The sequence below is a fragment of the Chitinophaga sp. CC14 genome (assembly GCF_048957795.1).
Lineage (GTDB): Bacteria > Bacteroidota > Bacteroidia > Chitinophagales > Chitinophagaceae > Chitinophaga > Chitinophaga ginsengisegetis.
The window spans coordinates 203600-224075 of record NZ_JARBFY010000006.1 but is presented as its reverse complement, the minus strand read 5'-3'; the positions used below and the strand labels follow the sequence as shown (position 1 = coordinate 224075).

The following is a 20476-nucleotide window of genomic DNA, read 5'->3' as shown; positions in this document are numbered from 1 at the left end:
TATTTTTTTTACTGAAAATTATCTTTCATCCATTCTGCTGCCAAAGTAATATCGCGTTGTACCAGGTTATGACCGGCAGGAATATCGAATGTACTTACTTTAAAGCCATTGCTGTTAAGCAGGGTGGCATAAGCGGCCGTGGCTGCGGGATCTACGGTGCCGTCCTGTGTGCCGGCGCTCATAAATACGGGCTGTTGCCGCAGTGTTTCGAAGCTGTCTTCTATACCGCCCAATGGCTGCATAGGACGGAACAAAACCGCGCCGGCCAGCAGCTCCGGGTATAAGATAAGCACGGCGCCTGCAATATTGGCTCCGTTGGAATAGCCAACAGCAATCAGTTTATTGATGTCAAAGCCTTCTTTAGTGGCTAGTTCTTTCAGGAAATGCACCATTTCGTGCGTCCTGAAATGTACATCTTCTTCGTCAAATACGCCCATGCCTAAACGACGGAAGAACCGTGGCATGCCGTGTTCCTGTACATTGCCTCTCAGGCTGAGGATATTGAAACCTTTTCCCAGTGATCCTGCCAGTGGTAATAAATCCCGTTCGTCTCCGCCGGTGCCATGCAACAGCAGTAGCGTATAGGCGGTGGGGTTACCCACCGCTTCGTATACATACTGCATAGGTTTAAAATCCATATCAGTCCAGTTTAATCAGTTTTTTGACAATCTCATCCCGCTGCGACTCGTACTGCGGCGGCAACATCAGGTGCGTGCCCAGTTCGGCTGCCGGCTCATCTACGGTGAAGCCAGGCACGTCGGTAGCCAGTTCAAACAACACGCCGCCCGGCTCCCGGAAGTAAACAGACCGGAAATATTTACGGTCCAGCTGCGGCGTAACGTTTAGGCCACGGTCTTCCAGCAGCTGACGGTAGTGCATTTGCATATCGTCGTCTTTCATCCGGAAAGCAATGTGGTGCACACTTCCGCCGGCAACATGCCCGCGGGATTCTCCTTTGGCTTCTACCAGGTCAATATAATTGGCGGTATCACCAGCCGGACTCACAAAGCGGTAACGGTTGGTATGATGCTTATCCAGTTTGTAACCAAACACTGATACCAGCAGGTCGGCAGTAGGCTGCACATCTTCCAGCGTAAGGGTAACATGATGGAATCCACGGGTAGCATTTTCTTCGCCCACTTCATTGGTTACCCACGGTGTGCGGTTGTCCGGCTTTTCCGGAACAGTCAGTTCCACTTTCAATCCATCGGGGTCAATAAAGGTGAGGTATATTTCCCCGAATTTGGAAGATGGTTTATTATAGATGATGTTCTCTTTTTCAAATCTTTTTAACCAGAAGTCAATGCTGCCTTCCGGAATGCTATAGCCTACCTCGGTAGCCATGTGGGTACCTCTGCGGCCGGCCATAATATCTTCCCAGGGGAAGAAAGTGAGGATAGTACCGGGCGTGCCGGTTTCATCTCCATAATAAAAATGATAGGTGTGGGGATCATCAAAGTTCACCGTTTTCTTTACAAAACGTAATCCCATCACACGGGTATAAAAATCAAAGTTCTTCTTCGCATTGCCTGAAATGGCCGTGATATGATGCAGGCCGGTTATTTCATTCATAATTCCCCCTTTTTAAAAGTTGGCTGTTAGTTTTTGCGGGTGCAAAAACTAACAGCTGATAATCTTACTGCTTTTTGATCAGTTGCACTTCTCCGTAGATTTTTACATCATCGCCCACCAGTACGCCACCGGCTTCGGTAGCCGCGTTCCAGTTAAGGCCGAAATCTTTACGGTTAATTTTCCCGTTAATGGTAAAACCGGCTCTGGTATTGCCCCAGGGATCTTTGACCACACCACCGAATTCTACGGCGAGTTTGATGTTTTTGGTTACCCCGCGGATGGTCAGATCTCCGTATAGTTCATAAGAACCGTCGTTGTCAACGTTCTCATATTTGGTAGTTTCGAAAATGATATCCTTGTAGGTGTTTACATCAAAGAAATCCGGGGAACGAAGGTGTTGATCCCTGTCGGCGCTGCCTGTTGAAATAGAATCTATATCTACCGCTACTTTCACTTTAGCAGTCATAAAATCTTCTCCTTCTGTTTCTGCGTCCACGGTGAAGTTGTTGAATTTACCATTGATATTGGTAATCATCAGGTGACGGATTTTGAATCCAAGCTCACTGTGACTGGCGTCGGCTACCCATTGTTGTTTTGCCATAAGTAAATGTAGTTTTATAATGAATCAAAGAATTGTAATGCCGCGTAAACCGCTGCAGGACTTTATTTTAACAAGATCAGGAACTTATTGTTCAATCTTTTGTATCACAAATATCGGGTGAAAACTGATGGGTTCAAATGGATCAAATACACATAATGATGTACTTTTTGTGTATGCGCTAAAGGTAATAAATATTACGATAAGCCCTTTATTATCAAATGATGTATAATTTTTTTCAAATACTTCAAACATTATGCATGAAAGATTGTTTTGAGGTGTTAAGGTCAAACCGGAAACCTTCCTGATGTAAAGAAAACCGTATGAGATATTACTTGTTTTTAATTCCGTTACTGCCAGTATTGTATGCACACGGTCAGCAAAACGGACAACAGCTCACTTTAAAGGAATGTTACCGGCTTGCCAAACAGGGAAACACATTGGTGCAGCAGGCGCAGCGATCCCTGAAAGCCCGTGAGTATAACCTGCAGGCAGAAAACAGGTCGTATTACCCCAAAGTGGATCTGCTGGCCGGCTACAACTATCTCGGCAAACCACTGGAAATAAATCTGCAACAGGTAAAAGATGGCGTGGTGAACGGATCATCTGCCCAAAGCGTGAATACGGCCAATACTGTTTACCAGCAAATTACCGGGCAGCCGCTTCCGCAAAATGTGCAGGACGTTATTTATAATACCACCAAAGGGATCATCAATACGGTGTACCCCGATTATAACCCGGAGCTGACCAAACAATCTTATTTCACCGCGGCGCTCGCACTGCGGCAGCCTATTTACCTGGGCGGCAAAATTGCTACTGCGCAACAGCTGGCCAGAACACAGGTAACCGCCGGGCAGTTTAACCAACAGGTAGTGGAAAAAGGATTATTCTTTGCCATCAGCGCCCAGTACCTCCGCATTCTTTACCTGAACACTATTCTTGCGCATGAAGCCGTGATCGTGGAATCTTTTAGGAAGAACCGCGACTATGCCACCTCTTTAAAAGATAACCAGATCCTGCCGCCATACCTGCTCAACTGGGCGCGGGTGTCTTTTGTGCAGGCCACCAACCGGTACAACAACCTGGAGCTGGAAAAGGAAAACGCGCTGCTGGAACTGAACGACCTGCTCGGGCAGCCGATAGAAACCCCTATAACAATTAACGACACACTGGAATATGAACTGAAGCCGGTAACGGAAACGGGCCAACTGGAATTACTCCGCAATAACCCTACTTACCGCCTGGTGGAAAATAAAACGGACCTGGCAAATGTAGCCGTGAAGGCTTCCCGGTCGCTCGCCCTGCCCAATGTTTTTGCCATCGGCAGCCTGAATCTGTATCAGAAAGACCTGCCGGTAACCATACCGCCCTGGCTCATAGGCGTGGAAATGCAATGGAACCTCTTCGACGGCTTCCAGAAATATAAGCGTACCAAAGCCAGTAAAATGCTGGTGGAAGAAGCACAGATGGCGGCCCTGAACACCAAAACCTCGCTGGAGCTGCAACTGAAAGTAGCGATCAATAAAATGAAAGCCCTGCAGAATGATGTGGCGTCGCTGGATAGCGCGCGGCAACAGGCGCACCTCACCACTACGCTGGTAACCGACCGTATGCAAAACCAGTTGTCGTCTGTAAAAGATGTAAATGATGCACTGCTGCAGGAAGAGGAAATGCAGAAGATCTACTATACCGCCGTGATGGGCTACTACCTTGCACTGGCGCAATACTGGAATGTTATAGGTACACCGGAACAATTTGCAGAATACGTTGACAGATAAACAGATTTTTTCATGAGAGCTGTATTAAAAAATTATTGGGCCCTGCTGATCCCCATTGCTATCCTGGTTGTCGCGCTGATCTTCTTTGTAAAGAAGCCGGCAGCAGCAGATAAATCAATGATAGGCATGGTGGACGCCGATTATGTGGATGTGGCAGCAGAATTCCCCGGCCGCCTGGATAGTCTCCTGGTAAAACAGGGTGATACCATCCGCAAAGGCCAGCTGCTGGGCGTGCTCCGGTCTACCGAAATCAATGCCATCCGTAACCAGGCGCAGGCTGCCATTGATGCAGCAAAAGGACAGCTCACACTGCTGCAGAAAGGCGCCCGCCCCGAAGCCATCAAAGCAGCCGATAACCTGTACAATATTACCCAGCAACAGTATGAGCTGATGCAGAAAACCTATCAGCGTATGCAAAACCTCTTTAATGATGAGGTAATTTCCGGGCAGGAAAAAGACCTGGTGTATTTCAAACTGCAGGCCGCCAAAAAAGAAATGGAAACGGCCAAGCTGAATATGGATATGCTGCAACAGGGGAGTCGCCCGGAACTGATCACCACCGCTTCCGCTATTGTACGCCAGGCAGAACAGGGCTACGAACTCACCAAAGCATTATCTGATAATACTTATATCCATGCGCCGTCAGATGGTATCATTACTTCAATGGTAATAGAAGAAGGAGAAATAGTGGCGATCGGTTATCCGCTGATGACTATCCAGAAACCGGCTACCTATCATATTACGTATAATGTGCGCCAGGATGATATGCAGCGTTTCCCTTTAGGCGCCCGTGTTACGGTGCGCGTACCGGGATGTGATCCTGAAAATTTTGAAGCGGAGGTACATAAAGTAGCTCCCTCGCTCACTTTCGCCAACTGGGTACCGGTAAAAGAACAGGGTAAATTTGAACTGCGCACTTTTACGGTAGATCTGAAACCCGTTAACCAGGCGGCTATCAAAGGCTTGCGCCCTGGTATGACTGCCTCCATGAACCTGCCATGATGCGTTCCATTATCCATATCATGATCAGGGAATGGAAGCGTATACTTACCCTCCCGGAGCACTACATTGTATTGCTGGTGTTGCCGCCATTGGTATGCCTGCTGTATGGCTATATCTATAATAACCAGTTTGCCCGTGATTTGCCGGTGGCCATCTGGGATGAGTCGCATTCGCCTTTGTCGAGGAAGTTTGCGTTTATGCTGGAGCAAACGGAGAGCATCCACATCACGCAGCAGGTAGATAACGAAGTAACGCTGCAGAAGATGATGGAACAGGGCATCATCCAGGGCGCTGTCCATTTCCCGGAGAAAATGGACGACCATATCAAAAGCCGTCAACCGGTGTATATCACCGTGTACACCAATACCGCCGCTGTTGTAACGGCGAAGCTGATCTATAAAGATGCCGCCAAAGTATTGATTACGGCGGGTTCGGGCGTTACGCTACAGAAGTTTGTAAAAACGGGCATGCCCGCAGGTAAGGCGATGGCGCTGGTACAGCCCATCCGGCTCACGTCTTACATGCTTTATAATCCGCAGTACAATTACCAGCAATACCTGGTGCCGGGGTTAATTGCGGTGGCGCTCCAGATGATGATCATTATGGTAACAGTACTTGCTTTGAACCTCGAAGAAAAAAGAGGCACGTTTGCAGAACTGAATGCAATGGCCAATGGCTCTGCCTCCAATGTGTTGCTGGGAAAGGGTTTGGCGCACCTCAGCGTAGGATGGCTGCATTACATCCTGGTAACGTGTATTGTGTTCCCGCTTTTTGCACACGGAAGGATAGGCGGCTCCTGGCCGTTGTTCATACTATTTACGTTGCTGATTATGGGATGTATCAGTATTGGCCTGATGGTGTCTGCCATTGTGAGCGATGTAATGGTGGCCTGCGACCTGGGCCTGTTCTATACTTCCCCTGCTTTTGTATTCAGCGGCTTTACTTTTCCCCGCTGGGCCATGCCGTGGTACGACCAGTACTACGCCTGGCTGATGCCCTTTACACCTTTCCTGGATGGATTCTTTAAAGTGTATTTTATGGAGTTGCCGATGCACTATGTATATAAGGAAGCCGGGCAACTGCTGATCTATATAGCAGTAACGTTCCCGGTAGCATTGTTGTTCCTGCAACGGAAACTAAATAAACTCTCTTTACAGCATGCGTGATTTTTTTCAACATATCACCCGGTTGTTCCTGCGGGAAGTAAGGCTGGTGGCCACCGACCACAGCTTGTTGCTTACCCTGCTGATAGCGCCGCTCCTCTATGCTTTTTTCTATGGCAGTATTTATAGTTATAAGGTAGAAGAGAAAGTATTACTGGCCGTTGCCGACGACGACAAAAGTGAACTATCCCGCGCCTTCCTGCAGCAACTGAATAAAATGCAGATTGCGGCCGTAACAGGCGCGAGGGACTTACAGGATGCGCAGGACAAAATGTACTATGGCGAATGCCAGGGCTACCTGTATATTCCCCGCGGCGTAGAGAAAAAAGTGCTGGCCCTGCAACAGGCCGATATTGTGCTGGCTGTGAATGCCGCGCGGTTCCTGCCTTCCAGCGAGCTGGCCGGCGCTATTACCACGCTGGCGCTTACCGTAGGGGCGGGGGTACGGCTGAAGTATAATGAAATGCAGGGGTTGAATTCACAGATGGCTTTGCGGGAAACCCAGCCGGTGAATCTCGATTACCGGCCAATGTATAATGCCCGGTCCAGTTATGGTGCGTTCCTGCTACCGGGGCTGCTGGCGCTGATATTGCAGCAAACGCTGCTGATCGGGCTTTCGGAAAGTATGGCGCTCGACAAAGAAAAAGGACGCGTACCCGAACTGGTGAAAACCGGCGGTGGCGGCCTGTCGGCCGCCCTTTGGGGAAAGGGCCTTTTTTATATGCTGCTTTTTTGCTGTTATGCTTTCTTCTTTATGACTGTTAACTATACCACCCTCAACATCCCCTTCCGCGGACGGGTGCTGGATGTGGCGGTGGTGTTCTTCCTTTTCTTTTTTACGCTGATCCCGCTGGGGATATGGCTGGGAAGCATGTTCCGCAGCCAGCTGATGGCGGCGCAGATGATGGTGTTTTCCACGTACCCGGTATTCCTCATCGCAGGCTATGCATGGCCGTATGAATCGCTGCCGGTACCGCTGCAGTGGTTATCGTCGATGGTGCCCACCACGCCTTTCCTCAGGGTATACCAGTCCATCGTACAAATGGGCGGTACCCTGGGCGATAATGCGGCTTCTGTATTGCATTTGGTGGCGCTCTCCGGGTTTTATACCCTGCTGGCCTTACTTGGATTAAGGCGCTTGAATAAGCGGCAACAATCCATATATTTGTAGCTGATGTATGCAATTGTAGATATTGAAACGACGGGCGGGCATGCCAGCGCCAATGGTATAACGGAGATCGCCGTTTTCCTGTATAACGGGAACGAAGTCACGCAGCATTACCAAACCCTGGTAAACCCTGGCATCCCCATTCCTTATTACATAGAATCACTGACAGGTATCAGCAACAGTATGGTGGCAGATGCACCTCCCTTTGAGGCCATCGCTCCTTTATTATACGGCCTGCTGAAAGACCGGATCTTTGTAGCCCATAATGTAAACTTCGATTACTCCTTTATAAAGCACCAGCTGGCTAATGCAGGGTTCGACCTGCAATCAAAGAAGCTGTGCACGGTACGGCTGGGACGCAAAATATTCCCGGGGCTGAAATCATATAGCCTGGGTAATATCTGCCGCCATTTCAGCATACCGGTAAACGGCCGGCACCGGGCCGGTGGCGATGCGGAAGCCACCACCGTGCTTTTCGGGATGCTGCTGGCCAACGATAAAGAGAAGGTGATCGCTTCCATGCTGAAGGTAGGATCAAAGGAACAATTCCTGCCGCCTAACCTGCCACCGGAACAGGTAAAGGGACTGCCGGCTCACCCCGGTGTTTATTATTTCCACGACCACAAAGACAAAGTAGTATACGTAGGCAAAGCAAAAGACCTGGCTAAACGGGTGAACAGCCATTTTACCGGCCATAGCACCAGCCGCCAGCGGCAGAATTTCCTGCGTACCATTCACCGCATTTCCTACCAGGAAACGGCTACGGAGCTGATGGCCTGCATCCTGGAATCTGTTGAAATAAAGCGCCTGTGGCCTGTTTTCAACTACGCCCAGAAACGGGTGGAGTTCAGGTATGGATTTTACCTTTTTGAAGACCAGCAGGGATACCTGCGGCTTGCCATAGAAAAGAAGCGGAAGTATTCGCACCCCGTTCACAGCTTTAACCTGCTGATAGATGGCCACCGGCTGTTACGCTCCCTGATAAAGGAATTCCAGCTATGCCCCAAACTCTGTTTCCTGCAAAAAGGCGATGGTACCTGCGCCGGCATTACCGCCGGTACGTGCAAGGGTGCCTGTCAAAAGGTAGAACGGCCCGAAAGCTATAATGAGCGCATGAAAGCGGCGATTGCATTTTTACAGGAACAGCAGCCTTCCGTGATCATCGTAGACAAAGGCCGCAACAGCAGCGAGAAAAGCTGCATCCTGATGGAGAAGGGCCGTTTTTACGGAATGGGTTATGTGCCCGCAGAAGTGAATACCGCCGAAGCAGCGCACGTGCGGGATTATCTTACCCCTTACGCCGAGAATGAAGTGATCATCAGCCTGCTCCGGCCTTACGCCAGCAACAGCATACAGTTGTAATCGCGCGGATTTTGTCTTTCTCAGGATTCCCCTGATTATGCTGATTAGTTAGATTTTATTTTTTTGAGATTTTATACAGAATTAAAAATATAAATCAGCATAATCAGGGGAATCCTGAGAAAGACAAAATCCCCTAAGAAAAAAAATTACACGATAAGTGATTCCTGATTACTTTTGCATCTCGTAAAAGTGGTTTTCATCTTTAATTATTAATATTTTTTTATTCATGTTAGAGTCAAATTTCAAATTACCAGGTCAAACTGCCTTTTACAAAGGGAAAGTACGTGATGTTTACACCATTGATGACAGGCTGATGGTAATGGTAGTAAGCGATCGTATCTCTGCATTTGATGTGGTGCTGCCACGCCCGATCCCCTACAAAGGACAGGTACTGAACCAGGTTGCGGCCATTATGCTGGAAGCGACTAAAGATATCGTTCCTAACTGGGTAAAATCTTCTCCGCTGCCAAATGTAACTATCGGGCTGAAATGCGAAACTTTCCCGGTGGAAATGGTGGTACGCGGTAACCTCACTGGTCACGCCTGGAGAACTTACAAATCCGGCGAACGTGTATTGTGTGGTGTAACGATGCCGGAAGGACTGAAGGAAAACGATTTCTTCCCGTCGCCCATCATCACTCCAACTACCAAAGCGCATGAAGGACATGATGAGGATATTTCCCGTGATGAGATCATTGCACAGGGATTGGTAAGTAAGGAAGACTACGAACAACTTGAAAAGTATACCCTCGCCTTATTTGAAAGAGGTAAGGAAATGGCCGCCAAACGCGGACTGATCCTGGTGGATACCAAATACGAATTCGGTAAAATCGGCGATACCATTTATGTTATCGACGAAATTCATACTCCTGATTCTTCCCGTTATTTTTACGCGGAAGGTTATGAAGAGAACCAGAAAAACGGCGCCCAGCAGAAACAGCTTAGCAAGGAATTTGTACGTGAATGGCTGATGGCAAACGGTTTCCAGGGTAAAGATGGTCAGCAGGTACCGGAAATGACAGACGAATTTGTAACAAGCGTAAGCGAACGTTACATTGAACTGTTTGAAAATATTACCGGTCAGAAATTTGTGAAAGAAGAAGTAGCGGCTGCGGATGCAGAATCCAGGATAGTAGCTGCACTGAAAAGTTTATAATCACCCAATCGCTCCGGTGCAACGCCGGAGCGGTTTTTTTATCCCTTGTGCACGATGAAACTACAATTGATCTCCGCAGCAGCAGTTTGTTTGTTAAGCATTGCAGCCTGCAACAATGCGTCCAAATCCCCTAAAGAATTAAGCAGCGAAGAAGTACTGGAGCTGGCAGGAAAATCGCCGGGCATGAACGCCGGCCGGGGAACCTTTACGGTAAATACCCCCACCGGCTGGACAAAGATAGATACGGTGATGAGCCGGATTGAATACACCTTTATGATGGCGCCAATCACCGACGACAGCACCTTCCAGGCCAATGTAAATATCGTTACACAGGAACTGAAGAAAGGATTTACGCTGGATAAGGTGATGGAAAGCACCCAGAAAGAAATGGAAAGTTTCTTCGTGGATTATAAAAAGATAGATACCGGCGAACGTACCGTTACCGGCGTAAAAGCCAAATGGATGAAATGCCAGTATGCCCACCGCGAAAGTGGCACCCTGCTTAACGGAGAGGTAACCATCCTGGTGAAAAATAATATCGCTTACGCTATTACCCTCACTACACTCGCCAACGACCTGGTGAAATATGAACCGGCGCTGGAAGAGATCCTGGGGTCTTTTACCGCGAAGTAAAGTATATATTTTTTTGAGAGAAGACCCGGGCGGAGAGATTATCTGCCCGGGTCTTCTCCTTTATAGCTATATGCTTCGAATGCCTTATTTTTGTTTGCAAATTGACGACCATTGAAACACCTTGCCGCGCTTAATAAATACTTTCTTACCAATAAATGGCTGCTGATCCTGGGATTGTTGTTTACCGCTATATCCATTGTATTCAGTGTTTTCCAGCCTATCATGGTCCGCCAGATCTTCGACCTGCTGGCGCATAATATCGACGAATACCGGTTGCTGGATAATACTGCGCTGAAAGTGGCATTCCGTGCCGATTTCACGCATGTACTGGCGTTTTACGGCGTAAGCATCCTCATCTTCGCACTACTGAGCGGATTCTTTTTGTTCCTGCAACGGCAAACGCTGATTGTGATGAGCCGTCATATTGAATATGATCTGAAGAATGAAATTTACCAGCATTATCAGAAACTGGATCTTAACTTTTTTAAGATGCATCGTACCGGCGACCTGATGAGCCGTATTACTGAAGATGTATCACGGGTACGCATGTACGTAGGTCCTGCTATTATGTATGCATCCCGGACTTTATTTCTCATTGTGATCATTGTATACCTGATGTTGCAGGTAAACCCGTTGCTGACGCTGTATACCTTGTCGCCATTGCCTTTCCTGGCCTTAACCATTTATTATGTGAACAGGATCATTCACCGTAAAAGTGAGCGGATCCAGGCGCAGTTATCCAACATTACTTCCATTGCGCAGGAATCTTATTCCGGTATCCGCGTAATAAAATCATATATCCAGGAAGATGCAAGTGCGCGTCATTTTGAAGAAGCCAGTGAAGCCTATAAAGATAGTTCTATCAGTCTTGCTAAAACGGACGCGCTGTTCCAGCCCACTATGGCGCTGATGATTGGCCTGAGTGTGATCCTTACTATTTTCATTGGCGGTATCCAGGTGATCCAGGGGAACATTACGGTGGGCAACCTGGCGGAGTTTGTGATTTATGTGAACATGCTGATGTTCCCGTTCTTTTCTATCGGGATGGTGGCGTCTATGATCCAGCGTGCGGCGGCCTCACAGCAACGTATAAACGAATTTTTACAGATAGCGCCTGCTATTAAGGATGAGCCGGATGCGAAATCAGTGAAGCTGAAAGGAGGGGTGCGCCTGGAGAATGTAACCTTTACTTATCCTCATACAGGGATTACCGCCATCAGCAATTTTAACCTGCATATCAAACCGGGGCAGAAGGTAGCGGTGATTGGCAGAACGGGTTCCGGTAAAAGTACGCTGGCGCAGCTGCTCATCCGGATGTACGATCCGCAGGAGGGGAAGGTGATGGTAGACGACCAGGATATCCGTCACCTCCGGCTGGCCGATTTGCGTGGCCAGATCAGTTATGTACCGCAGGATGTGTTCCTGTTTTCCGACAGCATTGCCAATAACATCCGCTTCGGCGATCCGAGCGCCAGCATTGAAACTGTGCAAACCGCTGCCAGGCAGGCTTCTGTGGAGAAAGACATCCTGGGCTTCAACGATGGCTTTGATACCGCCATCGGGGAGCGGGGTGTAACACTCAGCGGGGGGCAGAAGCAGCGGATCTCCATTGCGAGGGCGCTGATCAAGGATCCCAATATCCTTATCTTCGACGACTGCCTCTCTGCCGTAGATGCCCGCACCGAAAAAGAGATTATAGGTAACCTGTATGCCTATCTGAAAAACAAAACTGCCATTATTATCACTCACCGGATCTTTGCCTTGTTTGAGTTCGATAGCATAATTGTACTCGATGAAGGAAAGATTGTAGAGCAGGGGACACATAATGATTTATTATCATTGAATGGATACTACGCAGAACTATACGCGCGTCAGCAATCCGGCGACGATGAAAGTGTAAGTGAGTAGCAATCATGTGCTTGTATATACCCTGTCGCAGCCCGTTACACGTGGCTTTTATGATTTTTCAAAATCATTTAAAAATATTTTGATATTTGTAAAACAATAGTATATTTGTCTCTTATTGTAACAGGATTTGATTCGTTAACACTTAAATCTATCAACTGTGGCGTACGAAAACAACAATCAACAGGAAAGAAACAATGATAGCATCTTTTCTAAACGATTGAAAGCGGGCAAAAGAAGAACGTACTTCTTTGATGTAAAGACCACTCGGGGAAACGACTATTTTCTTACTATAACAGAAAGTAAGAAGCGTTTTAATGACAACGGTTATGACAGGCACAAGGTATTCCTGTACAAGGAGGACTTCAACAAGTTCCTGAACGCACTAACCGAAACCATCAACTATGTTAAAACTGAGTTGATGCCCGATTTCGACTTTGATGCCTACAACCATGATTATGTGCAGGAAGAACAGGACGAAACAGAAGCAGATGGATCTGAAGTTCGCGCTTCAGTAGTCCCTGTAGAGGTGGAAGTACCTGTTGAGGCGTCAGTAGCCGCCCCGGCTTCACATAGCTCTGATGAGGTAGACAAATGGTAAGATTTTTACTTAGAGATTTTTACAAAAAATAATAGGCAACCTCCGGATTTCTCCGGGGGTTTTTTATTGTTGCGGATTTTGTCTTTCTCAGGATTACGCTGATTATACTGATTTACTTTTTTGATTTTATAAATGATAAAGGGAGATATAGGCGGTATTCGTCTATATCTCCCTTATTTTATTTCTCAATTTTATCTTTTCTTAATCTTTATAAAATCAAAAAAAAGAAAATCAGTATAATCAGCGTAATCCTGAGAAAGACAAAATCCGCGTTCGCCGAAGGCGAACAACTACGCCGTACGCATGCCTTTCCACGCATTGATCAATCCATTCGTACTCGCATCATGGTTCAGTATGATGTCGTTGTTTTCCAGTTCAGGCAATATCTTACTCGCTAACTGCTTACCCAGTTCCACACCCCATTGGTCGAAGCTGTAGATGTTCCAGATTACACCCTGCACAAAGATCTTGTGTTCGTACAGCGCAATCAGTGAGCCGAGGGAGCGTGGTGTTATTTCCTTTACCAGGAAGGAGTTGGTAGGACGGTTGCCAGGGAAAATTTTCGATGGCAGGATCTTCGCAATTTCTTCAGCAGGAGCGCCGGACTTTTCCAGTTCAGCACGTACCTCTGCTTCTGTTTTACCATTCATCAGCGCTTCTGTTTGTGCAAAGAAGTTCGACAACAGTTTCACATGATGATCACCGATAGGGTTGTGGCTGATGGCCGGTGCGATGAAGTCGCACGGAATCAGGCGGGTGCCCTGGTGAATGAGTTGATAGAACGCGTGCTGACCGTTGGTGCCTGGTTCGCCCCAAACAATAGGGCCGGTTTCGTAACTAACGGTATGGCCTGTACGATCTGTGGATTTACCGTTGCTTTCCATATTACCTTGCTGGAAGTAAGCAGCAAAGCGGTGCATGTATTGGTCGTACGGCAGGATGGCTTCTGTGGCGCTGCCGAAGAAGTTGCCATACCACAGGCCGATCAGCGCCATGATGATAGGTATATTCTGTTCCGCAGGAGTGTCGGCGAAGTGCCTGTCTACCGCATGAGCGCCATCCAGCAACTGGGTGAAGTTGTCGAACCCGATGGTGAGTGCAATAGATAAGCCGATAGCAGACCACAGGGAATAGCGGCCGCCAACCCAATCCCAGAATTCAAACATGTTTTTAGGATCGATACCAAAGGCGGTCACCGCTTTTTCGTTGGTAGATAAAGCGGCGAAGTGTTTAGCCACAAATTTTTCATCTCCCGCGTGTTCCAGGAACCAGTTGCGCGCAGTGTGTGCGTTGGTCATGGTTTCCTGTGTGGTAAATGTTTTGGAGGCTATGAGGAACAGGGTTTCGTCCGGTGTTACTTTTTTCAGTGTTTCCGCGATGTGTGTACCATCTACGTTAGACACAAAGTAAGTTTGGATGTTAGGCTTCCAGTAAGGTTTCAGGGCTTCTGTAACCATTACCGGGCCGAGGTCGGAACCACCGATACCAATATTTACGATGTAACGTATAGGCTTGCCCGTGTATCCTTTCCATTCGCCGGAGTGGATCTGGCGGCAGATGTGATCCATTTTGTTCAGTACTGCTTTTACATCGGGCATTACGTCGCGGCCATCGAGTAAAACAGGTTTATCGGACGTGTTGCGTAAAGCGGTATGCAGTACAGCACGGTTTTCTGTAACGTTTATTTTTTCTGCACCAAACATCGCTTTGATCGCATCCGCAACGCCGCATTCTGCTGCCAGTCCTAATAACAGGCTGCGGGTATCTTCCGTAATAATATTCTTGGAATAGTCGAAAAGGATGTCTTCAAATTTCAGGGAAAACTCACTGAAGCGTTCTTTGTTTTCCATAAATAAGGCACGCATATGTACCTTCTTCATTTCTTCAGCGTGTTTCTTTAAGGCGTCCCACGATTTGGTGGTTGTTGGATTGGTAGATGGAAACATAGTCGTGTATATATTAAATGCGCATCAAAAATAATCTTTTAGATTTATGATTTCTGTTTCCTGTACAATTGCCAGGAAATTGTTATAGCAATCACGCCAATGGCAATAATGCAGGTATGGATGATGGAGTTCTCGTCCATTACATCAGCGGCCCTTCTTTTCAGCAGGATGCCATAGAAAGCCCACACAATAACAAGGGCATAAGTGATATTGTTGCGAAGCAGTACCATGCCTATACTCAGCAGGGTACCCAGGCTGATCATGGCAATGGCCCACAGCACCTGTGCATGGCGGTTGCCATCCCAGCCGGCGTATACCAGCAGCGCGGTAATATTGGCGATGGTGGCAACAGAGATCCATCCGAGGTAGATGCTGAAAGGAATATGAATGAATATTTTCTCCCTCAGCGTAGCAGGAGCGATGCCGATGCCAAAGTTGAGATGGATGATGATCAGCGAAATCAGGAGGATTACCATGATAGCCACGCTCACCGGTATAAGATGATAATGCCAGGCAAACAGCCAGCAGGCGTTGGCCACACTGGAAATGAGGAACCAGTCTTTCATACGCTGCATCACATACGCCAGCGTTGCCGGTTGTTTATTGGAAAAAGATAACCATAATTGATATATGATAAAAGCTGTTAAAGAAAGATAGATAACACTCCAGATAGAGAACGTGATTCCCGCCGGTATAAACAGGTTAGGATATTCCTCGGAAATCTGCGCGGTGGTTTTACCATTGATGGGAAGCAGCACTGCCAGTGCATTTGCAGCTATCATAATAATAAAACCAAGTGTGTTGAAGATGGACCGGTTCTTAAAGTGGAGGGTTTCGTGACTCACCATAACAGATGGGTGCTTTTTATAATATTAGTGACATGGTTACGGTGTTACAACACAAAAATTATGCTAAAGTAAACAATCAAAACAAAGTTTGAAAGCCGTTAGTATATATCTCCGTTTTTTCCATACATTTGCCAGCTATGACAGCTGAGCAACTTAAAGCTATGAGGGACCGTTTATATGTCCTGGGAGGTTTTCTTTAACGTACCTGACCGATTAGCAAAAATAGAAAACGACAAACAATTAAGCCTGGCGCCCGGTTTCTGGGATGACAATGTCAGAGCGACTTCGATTCTGAAGGAAATAAAGGTGAACAAATATTGGGTAGACCTTTACGATCAGGTAAACGCTGCTATTGACGACAGCGCTGTACTGAACGATTTTTTCAAAGAAGGAGAAGCAACGGAAGAAGAGGTGGAACAGGCCTACAATGCTGCAGTAGCAGCGCTGGACGACCTGGAATTTAAATCTACGCTCAACCAGCCGGAAGATGAAATGCCCGCAGTACTAACCATTAACTCCGGTGCAGGCGGCACGGAAAGCCAGGATTGGGCTGAAATGCTGCTGCGTATGTACCGCATGTATGGCGAAAAACAGGGGTGGAAAGTATCAGAAATTGATACGCAGTATGGAGATGGCGCCGGTATCAAATCCGCTACACTGGAATTTGATGGCGACTTTGCATATGGCCACCTGAAAGCAGAAAGCGGCGTACACCGCCTGGTTCGTATTTCACCTTTCGATTCCAATGCACGCAGACATACTTCTTTCGCCTCCGTATATGTATATCCGTTAGTAGACAATACTATCGAGATTGCTGTAAACCCGGCAGACCTGGAATGGGAATTTTACCGTTCAGGTGGTAAGGGCGGACAGAACGTAAATAAGGTGGAAACAGCCGTACGTTTGAAGCATATCCCATCCGGCATCATCATCGAATGTCAGCAGGCCCGTACGCAGGGAGAGAACCGCGAAAAAGCGCTCACCATGCTGAAATCACGCCTGTATGAAGAAGAGATCCGCAAAAGGGAAGAACTGAAAAATGCAGCCAACGCCAACAAACGCAAAATCGAATGGGGATCACAGATCAGATCATACGTATTCCATCCGTATAAGATGATCAAAGACCACCGCACCGACTTTGAAGTAGGTAACGTAGGACCTGTAATGGACGGCGACCTGAACGGATTTGTGAAAGCATACCTGATGATGCAGAAGGAAGAGGACAATAATTAATAAGTATCGACTAATTATTAATAAGCGCGTAGGCGTTGTATAACTTAATTTTGCTGCGGAAACAATACTCGTAGTCATTTGTTTATTTGATTGTTTGTTTGCCTCCGGGTTTACAAATAATCAAATAAACAAATATAAAAATTAGGATACAATGAATACAGGATACTTTGAGTACGCAGCGCCTGCTAATGAGCCTGTGTTATCTTATGCACCCGGTTCTGCTGAGAGAATTGCATTAAAGAAACAGTTAGCCGCCTTCAAAAGCGAAGTAGCAGATATACCTATGTATATCGGTGGTAAGGAAATCCGCACCGGACACACCGTTGATCTGCGCCCTCCCCACGAAATCAAACACAAATTAGGTCACTTCCATATGGGTGACGCCTCTCATGTGAAATCCGCCATCGCAGCAGCGCTGGAGGCACGTGAAAAATGGGCTAATATGGACTGGGAGCAACGCGCCGGCATCTTCCTGCGTGCTGCCGAACTCCTGGCCACCAAATACCGCTATCATATCAATGCCGCTACCATGCTGGGCCAGAGTAAGAACCCTTACCAGGCTGAAATTGACAGCGCATGTGAACTGATCGACTTCCTCCGCTACAACGTACACTTCCTCAGCGAAATATACCGCCAGCAGCCGGTTTGCGCACCCGGTATCCATAACAGGGTAGAATACCGCCCGCTGGAAGGGTTTGTACTGGCCGTTACTCCTTTCAACTTCACCGCTATTGCCGGTAACCTGCCCGCTTCTGCCGCTATGTGCGGTAACGTGGTATTGTGGAAACCCGCCAATACACAGGTATTCGCCGCACAGGTGATCATGAAGGTACTGATAGAAGCAGGTCTGCCTGCAGGCGTTATCAACCTCGTATATGCAAACGGCCCGGTTGTAGGAGACGTTTGCTTCGCAGATCCTCACTTCGCAGGCATCCACTTCACCGGCTCTACCGGCGTATTCCAGACCATGTGGAAAACCATCGGCGAAAACATCCACAAATACAAAACATATCCGCGCATCGTTGGTGAAACAGGTGGTAAAGACTTCGTACTGATCCACAAATCAGCCGATGTTGACATCGCCGTTACCGCCCTTGCCCGCGGCGCTTTTGAATACCAGGGACAGAAATGCTCTGCCGCCTCCCGTGCATATATACCAAACAATCTTGCTGACGATATAAAATCCAAATTAGTTGCTGAGCTGAAAACCATGAAAATGGGTTCCACAGAAGATTTCAGCAACTTCATCAACGCTGTGATCGATGAACGCTCTTTTGATAAGATCGCCCAATACATCGACAATGCGAAGAAAGATCCATCTGTAAAGATCATCGCTGGTGGTAATTACAACAAAGCGGAAGGTTATTTTATTGAGCCAACCGTAATCGAAACTACCGATCCGAAATACATCACCATGTGTGAAGAAATCTTCGGCCCGGTATTAACGATCCACGTGTATGATGCAGAGAAGTTTGAAGAAATCATGCAGGTGGTAGACACTACCTCCGAGTATGCTTTGACCGGTGCAGTTATTGCGCAGGACCGTTACGCTGTAGAACTGGCTACCCGCACACTGGTAAACAGCGCCGGTAACTTCTACATCAACGACAAACCAACCGGCGCAGTAGTAGGACAGCAGCCATTTGGCGGCGCCCGCGCTTCCGGTACCAACGATAAAGCCGGCTCCATGCTGAACCTCTATCGCTGGTTAAGTGCCCGAAGCATCAAAGAAACTTTTGTACCTGCTACCGATTACCGGTACCCGTTCCTGAAAGAAGCTTAGTAAATGTTCATGATTTATATGTGGGCGGTGGATTTATATCCATCGCCTTTTTTGTACCTTGCACCCTCATTCAGTATCCAGGAAATTATGCAGGCAGATATCTTACAAAAATACTTCTCAGAACACCATGAGCACTACCGTGTAGCAGATCTCGAACAATTACTGCTTGCCGACGGAACGCCGCAACCGGATGCCAGTATTGCCGCCGCCGGCGCTTTTGATGAGTATTTTAAAAAACAACTCCGTAAGAAAGGAACAAAAGCCGCCATCTTTTTTGGTGTGGGCCTCATTGCGCTTATCCGCGTTATTACCCTTACCAACCGCGAAGAAGGCAGCTTTATGCAGGTATCTTTATCCCTGGCGCTGGTAGCTTTTGCACTGGTACTTGGGATCATATGGGGCATGCAGCTGTTTGCGCTTAAAGAAGAGATTTCTACGTTTAAGGATATGAGGAAGTTGTAGTTTACTGCAACTTCTGCAACGCCGCCAGCGACTCTGTTACATGTTTCTCTCCATCGCGCAGCGAATTGAATTCATGCACAATCACCCCATTCTTATCTACAATATAAGTTACCCGACCCGGTATCACAAAGGTTTTAGGCACGCCAAATAATTTGCGCACTTCATTTTTCGGATCACTGAGCAAGGTGAAAGGAAGATTGTGGTGTGTAGCAAAACTGCGGTGCGAAGCTACATTATCCGCACTGATGCCAATTACCAGCGCGCCGTATTTCTGGAAGTCCTGGTACGAATCACGGAACGAACAGGCTTCTTTGGTGCATACACTGGTTTCATCTTTCGGATAGAAGTAAATAACCAATGGTTGTTTACCAAGTACTGTGTTGATATCAAAAGTTTTCCCGTTTTGATCCTGTAAGGTGAAGGCCGGAATTTTATCTCCTGTTTTCAGTTGTCCCTGGGAATTATTTCCCCATAATTGCAGAAAGGCGGTCATAGCTAAAATGGTCTTTAAAAGTTTCATACCCCGTTATTGATAACGCTAAAGTACGAAGAGAAGGGGAGCAACCTGTCATATTTCTGTTTTTGCATAACTAAAGAGTGCGGGAAACAGCGTCGTTTTAGAAATATTCCCTTGTTTATCAATCTTTTCTAATATTCAGCTTTTTATCTGTAGCATTTAATCATTATTTTTGGCCCCTAAAACGTTGTGTTTTGAAAACCATACTAAACGGCAAGCAAATGGCTATTACGATAGACAGGCTTTGTCATCAGTTGATAGAAAATAACTTACAGTTTGAGCAAACCGTGCTGATTGGATTGCAGCCCCGGGGAATTTATTTGTCCGGCAGAATTCATCAGACCTTGCTGAAGTTAGTACCTGGAGCGCGTATCGACTACGGTAAGCTGGATATTACTTTTTACCGGGACGATTTTAACCAGAGTAAAACCCTGCATGTACCCAACGAAACGAATATTGATTTTTCCATAGAAAATAAAAAGGTAGTGTTGATAGATGATGTGTTGTATACCGGCCGCACGATCCGTTCTGCGCTGGATGCGATGCTGGACTTTGGCCGCCCTGCGGCGGTAGAGCTGCTCACGCTGATCGATCGCCGCTTCAGCAGGCAGCTGCCTATTCAGCCGGACTATACCGGTCGTACCATTGATGCCCTCATTTCCCAGAAAGTTAGGGTGTTGTGGAACGAAAGAGATGGTAAAGACGAAGTAGTTCTGATTGACTAAAATGAATCCGGATTTCAGAATTCA

19 protein-coding genes are annotated in these 20476 nt (G+C 47.2%); 13 read left to right on the top strand and 6 right to left on the bottom strand.

Annotation, left to right across the window (positions count from 1 at the left end):
- Positions 1 to 8: 8 nt before the first annotated feature.
- From PV783_RS31355 to PV783_RS31345, 3 genes are all read right to left on the bottom strand, one after another.
- Positions 9 to 638 (bottom strand): alpha/beta hydrolase, encoded by a 630-nt coding sequence (locus PV783_RS31355; RefSeq protein WP_111578236.1) that lies wholly within the window; start codon positions 636 to 638, stop codon positions 9 to 11.
- Between the two features lies 1 nt (position 639).
- Positions 640 to 1572, bottom strand: a complete 933-nt coding sequence (locus tag PV783_RS31350; protein WP_235016001.1) for a ring-cleaving dioxygenase — start codon at positions 1570 to 1572, stop codon at positions 640 to 642.
- 64 nt (positions 1573 to 1636) lie between these two features.
- A complete protein-coding gene (locus tag PV783_RS31345) occupies positions 1637 to 2173 on the bottom strand; it encodes a YceI family protein (protein ID WP_420990774.1) in 537 nt (178 codons plus the stop codon).
- A gap of 320 nt (positions 2174 to 2493) precedes the next feature.
- Here PV783_RS31345 and PV783_RS31340 point away from each other — a divergent pair, with 320 nt between their 5' ends.
- From PV783_RS31340 to PV783_RS31300, 9 genes are all read left to right on the top strand, one after another.
- The gene (locus tag PV783_RS31340; protein WP_079471982.1) at positions 2494 to 3948 is read left to right on the top strand and encodes a TolC family protein; all 1455 of its coding nucleotides are present in this window, start codon (positions 2494 to 2496) and stop codon (positions 3946 to 3948) included.
- A 12-nt stretch (positions 3949 to 3960) separates the two neighbouring features.
- Positions 3961 to 4950 (top strand): HlyD family secretion protein, encoded by a 990-nt coding sequence (locus PV783_RS31335; RefSeq protein ID WP_420990773.1) that lies wholly within the window; start codon positions 3961 to 3963, stop codon positions 4948 to 4950.
- Positions 4950 to 6116, top strand: coding sequence for an ABC transporter permease (locus tag PV783_RS31330; RefSeq protein ID WP_420990772.1), 1167 nt, complete (start codon positions 4950 to 4952; stop codon positions 6114 to 6116). Before PV783_RS31335 ends, PV783_RS31330 begins: the two co-directional genes overlap by 1 nt.
- Positions 6109 to 7284: an ABC transporter permease gene (locus tag PV783_RS31325; RefSeq protein ID WP_420990771.1), complete on the top strand. Its 1176-nt coding sequence runs from the start codon at positions 6109 to 6111 to the stop codon at positions 7282 to 7284. Before PV783_RS31330 ends, PV783_RS31325 begins: the two co-directional genes overlap by 8 nt.
- 3 nt (positions 7285 to 7287) lie before the next feature.
- Positions 7288 to 8643 (top strand): exonuclease domain-containing protein, encoded by a 1356-nt coding sequence (locus PV783_RS31320; protein WP_420990770.1) that lies wholly within the window; start codon positions 7288 to 7290, stop codon positions 8641 to 8643.
- A gap of 226 nt (positions 8644 to 8869) precedes the next feature.
- Positions 8870 to 9799, top strand: a complete 930-nt coding sequence (locus PV783_RS31315; protein ID WP_420990769.1) for a phosphoribosylaminoimidazolesuccinocarboxamide synthase — start codon at positions 8870 to 8872, stop codon at positions 9797 to 9799.
- 54 nt (positions 9800 to 9853) lie between these two features.
- Entirely contained in the window at positions 9854 to 10432 is a 579-nt protein-coding gene (locus tag PV783_RS31310) for an LpqN/LpqT family lipoprotein (protein WP_079471976.1), read from the top strand.
- Between the two features lie 111 nt (positions 10433 to 10543).
- Positions 10544 to 12340, top strand: a complete 1797-nt coding sequence (locus tag PV783_RS31305) for an ABC transporter ATP-binding protein (protein WP_111578231.1) — start codon at positions 10544 to 10546, stop codon at positions 12338 to 12340.
- A 157-nt stretch (positions 12341 to 12497) separates the two neighbouring features.
- Positions 12498 to 12938, top strand: a complete 441-nt coding sequence (locus PV783_RS31300) for a DUF3276 family protein (protein ID WP_079471974.1) — start codon at positions 12498 to 12500, stop codon at positions 12936 to 12938.
- A gap of 290 nt (positions 12939 to 13228) precedes the next feature.
- Here the strand turns inward: PV783_RS31300 and pgi are convergent, their stop codons facing one another.
- Entirely contained in the window at positions 13229 to 14884 is a 1656-nt protein-coding gene (gene pgi, locus PV783_RS31295) for a glucose-6-phosphate isomerase (protein ID WP_079471973.1), read from the bottom strand.
- Positions 14885 to 14928: 44 nt separating this feature from the next.
- Positions 14929 to 15732, bottom strand: coding sequence for a hypothetical protein (locus PV783_RS31290; protein ID WP_079471972.1), 804 nt, complete (start codon positions 15730 to 15732; stop codon positions 14929 to 14931).
- A 137-nt stretch (positions 15733 to 15869) separates the two neighbouring features.
- Here PV783_RS31290 and prfB point away from each other — a divergent pair.
- From prfB to PV783_RS31275, 3 genes are all read left to right on the top strand, one after another.
- Positions 15870 to 16965 (top strand): peptide chain release factor 2 gene (prfB, locus tag PV783_RS31285; protein ID WP_143313671.1). Its coding sequence is split into 2 segments (ribosomal slippage): positions 15870 to 15929 and positions 15931 to 16965, totalling 1095 coding nucleotides; the frame shifts between segments, so codons are not numbered across the junction.
- Between the two features lie 151 nt (positions 16966 to 17116).
- Positions 17117 to 18748, top strand: a complete 1632-nt coding sequence (gene pruA / locus PV783_RS31280; protein ID WP_420990768.1) for an L-glutamate gamma-semialdehyde dehydrogenase — start codon at positions 17117 to 17119, stop codon at positions 18746 to 18748.
- A gap of 3 nt (positions 18749 to 18751) precedes the next feature.
- A complete protein-coding gene (locus PV783_RS31275) occupies positions 18752 to 19210 on the top strand; it encodes a hypothetical protein (RefSeq protein ID WP_079471970.1) in 459 nt (152 codons plus the stop codon).
- Between the two features lies 1 nt (position 19211).
- On the opposite strand, the gene PV783_RS31270 is transcribed toward PV783_RS31275, so the two are convergent.
- The gene (locus tag PV783_RS31270; protein WP_227024538.1) at positions 19212 to 19730 is read right to left on the bottom strand and encodes a peroxiredoxin; all 519 of its coding nucleotides are present in this window, start codon (positions 19728 to 19730) and stop codon (positions 19212 to 19214) included.
- A 191-nt stretch (positions 19731 to 19921) separates the two neighbouring features.
- On the opposite strand from PV783_RS31270, the gene pyrR reads away from it, so the two are divergent.
- The gene (gene pyrR / locus PV783_RS31265; RefSeq protein ID WP_079471968.1) at positions 19922 to 20452 is read left to right on the top strand and encodes a bifunctional pyr operon transcriptional regulator/uracil phosphoribosyltransferase PyrR; all 531 of its coding nucleotides are present in this window, start codon (positions 19922 to 19924) and stop codon (positions 20450 to 20452) included.
- Positions 20453 to 20476 lie beyond the last annotated feature (24 nt).

Bases quoted from the DNA above. Each gene is read 5' to 3' on its own strand.
- PV783_RS31350 (WP_235016001.1), bottom strand. From the start codon at position 1,572: ATGAATGAAATAACCGGCCTGCATCATATCACGGCCATTTCAGGCAAT.
- PV783_RS31310 (WP_079471976.1), top strand. From the start codon at position 9,854: ATGAAACTACAATTGATCTCCGCAGCAGCAGTTTGTTTGTTAAGCATT.
- PV783_RS31315 (WP_420990769.1), top strand. From the start codon at position 8,870: ATGTTAGAGTCAAATTTCAAATTACCAGGTCAAACTGCCTTTTACAAA.
- PV783_RS31345 (WP_420990774.1), bottom strand. From the start codon at position 2,173: ATGGCAAAACAACAATGGGTAGCCGACGCCAGTCACAGTGAGCTTGGA.
- PV783_RS31340 (WP_079471982.1), top strand. From the start codon at position 2,494: ATGAGATATTACTTGTTTTTAATTCCGTTACTGCCAGTATTGTATGCA.
- PV783_RS31325 (WP_420990771.1), top strand. From the start codon at position 6,109: ATGCGTGATTTTTTTCAACATATCACCCGGTTGTTCCTGCGGGAAGTA.
- PV783_RS31290 (WP_079471972.1), bottom strand. From the start codon at position 15,732: ATGGTGAGTCACGAAACCCTCCACTTTAAGAACCGGTCCATCTTCAAC.
- PV783_RS31330 (WP_420990772.1), top strand. From the start codon at position 4,950: ATGCGTTCCATTATCCATATCATGATCAGGGAATGGAAGCGTATACTT.
- PV783_RS31355 (WP_111578236.1), bottom strand. From the start codon at position 638: ATGGATTTTAAACCTATGCAGTATGTATACGAAGCGGTGGGTAACCCC.
- pruA (WP_420990768.1), top strand. From the start codon at position 17,117: ATGAATACAGGATACTTTGAGTACGCAGCGCCTGCTAATGAGCCTGTG.
- pgi (WP_079471973.1), bottom strand. From the start codon at position 14,884: ATGTTTCCATCTACCAATCCAACAACCACCAAATCGTGGGACGCCTTA.
- PV783_RS31335 (WP_420990773.1), top strand. From the start codon at position 3,961: ATGAGAGCTGTATTAAAAAATTATTGGGCCCTGCTGATCCCCATTGCT.
- PV783_RS31275 (WP_079471970.1), top strand. From the start codon at position 18,752: ATGTTCATGATTTATATGTGGGCGGTGGATTTATATCCATCGCCTTTT.
- PV783_RS31270 (WP_227024538.1), bottom strand. From the start codon at position 19,730: ATGAAACTTTTAAAGACCATTTTAGCTATGACCGCCTTTCTGCAATTA.
- PV783_RS31320 (WP_420990770.1), top strand. From the start codon at position 7,288: ATGTATGCAATTGTAGATATTGAAACGACGGGCGGGCATGCCAGCGCC.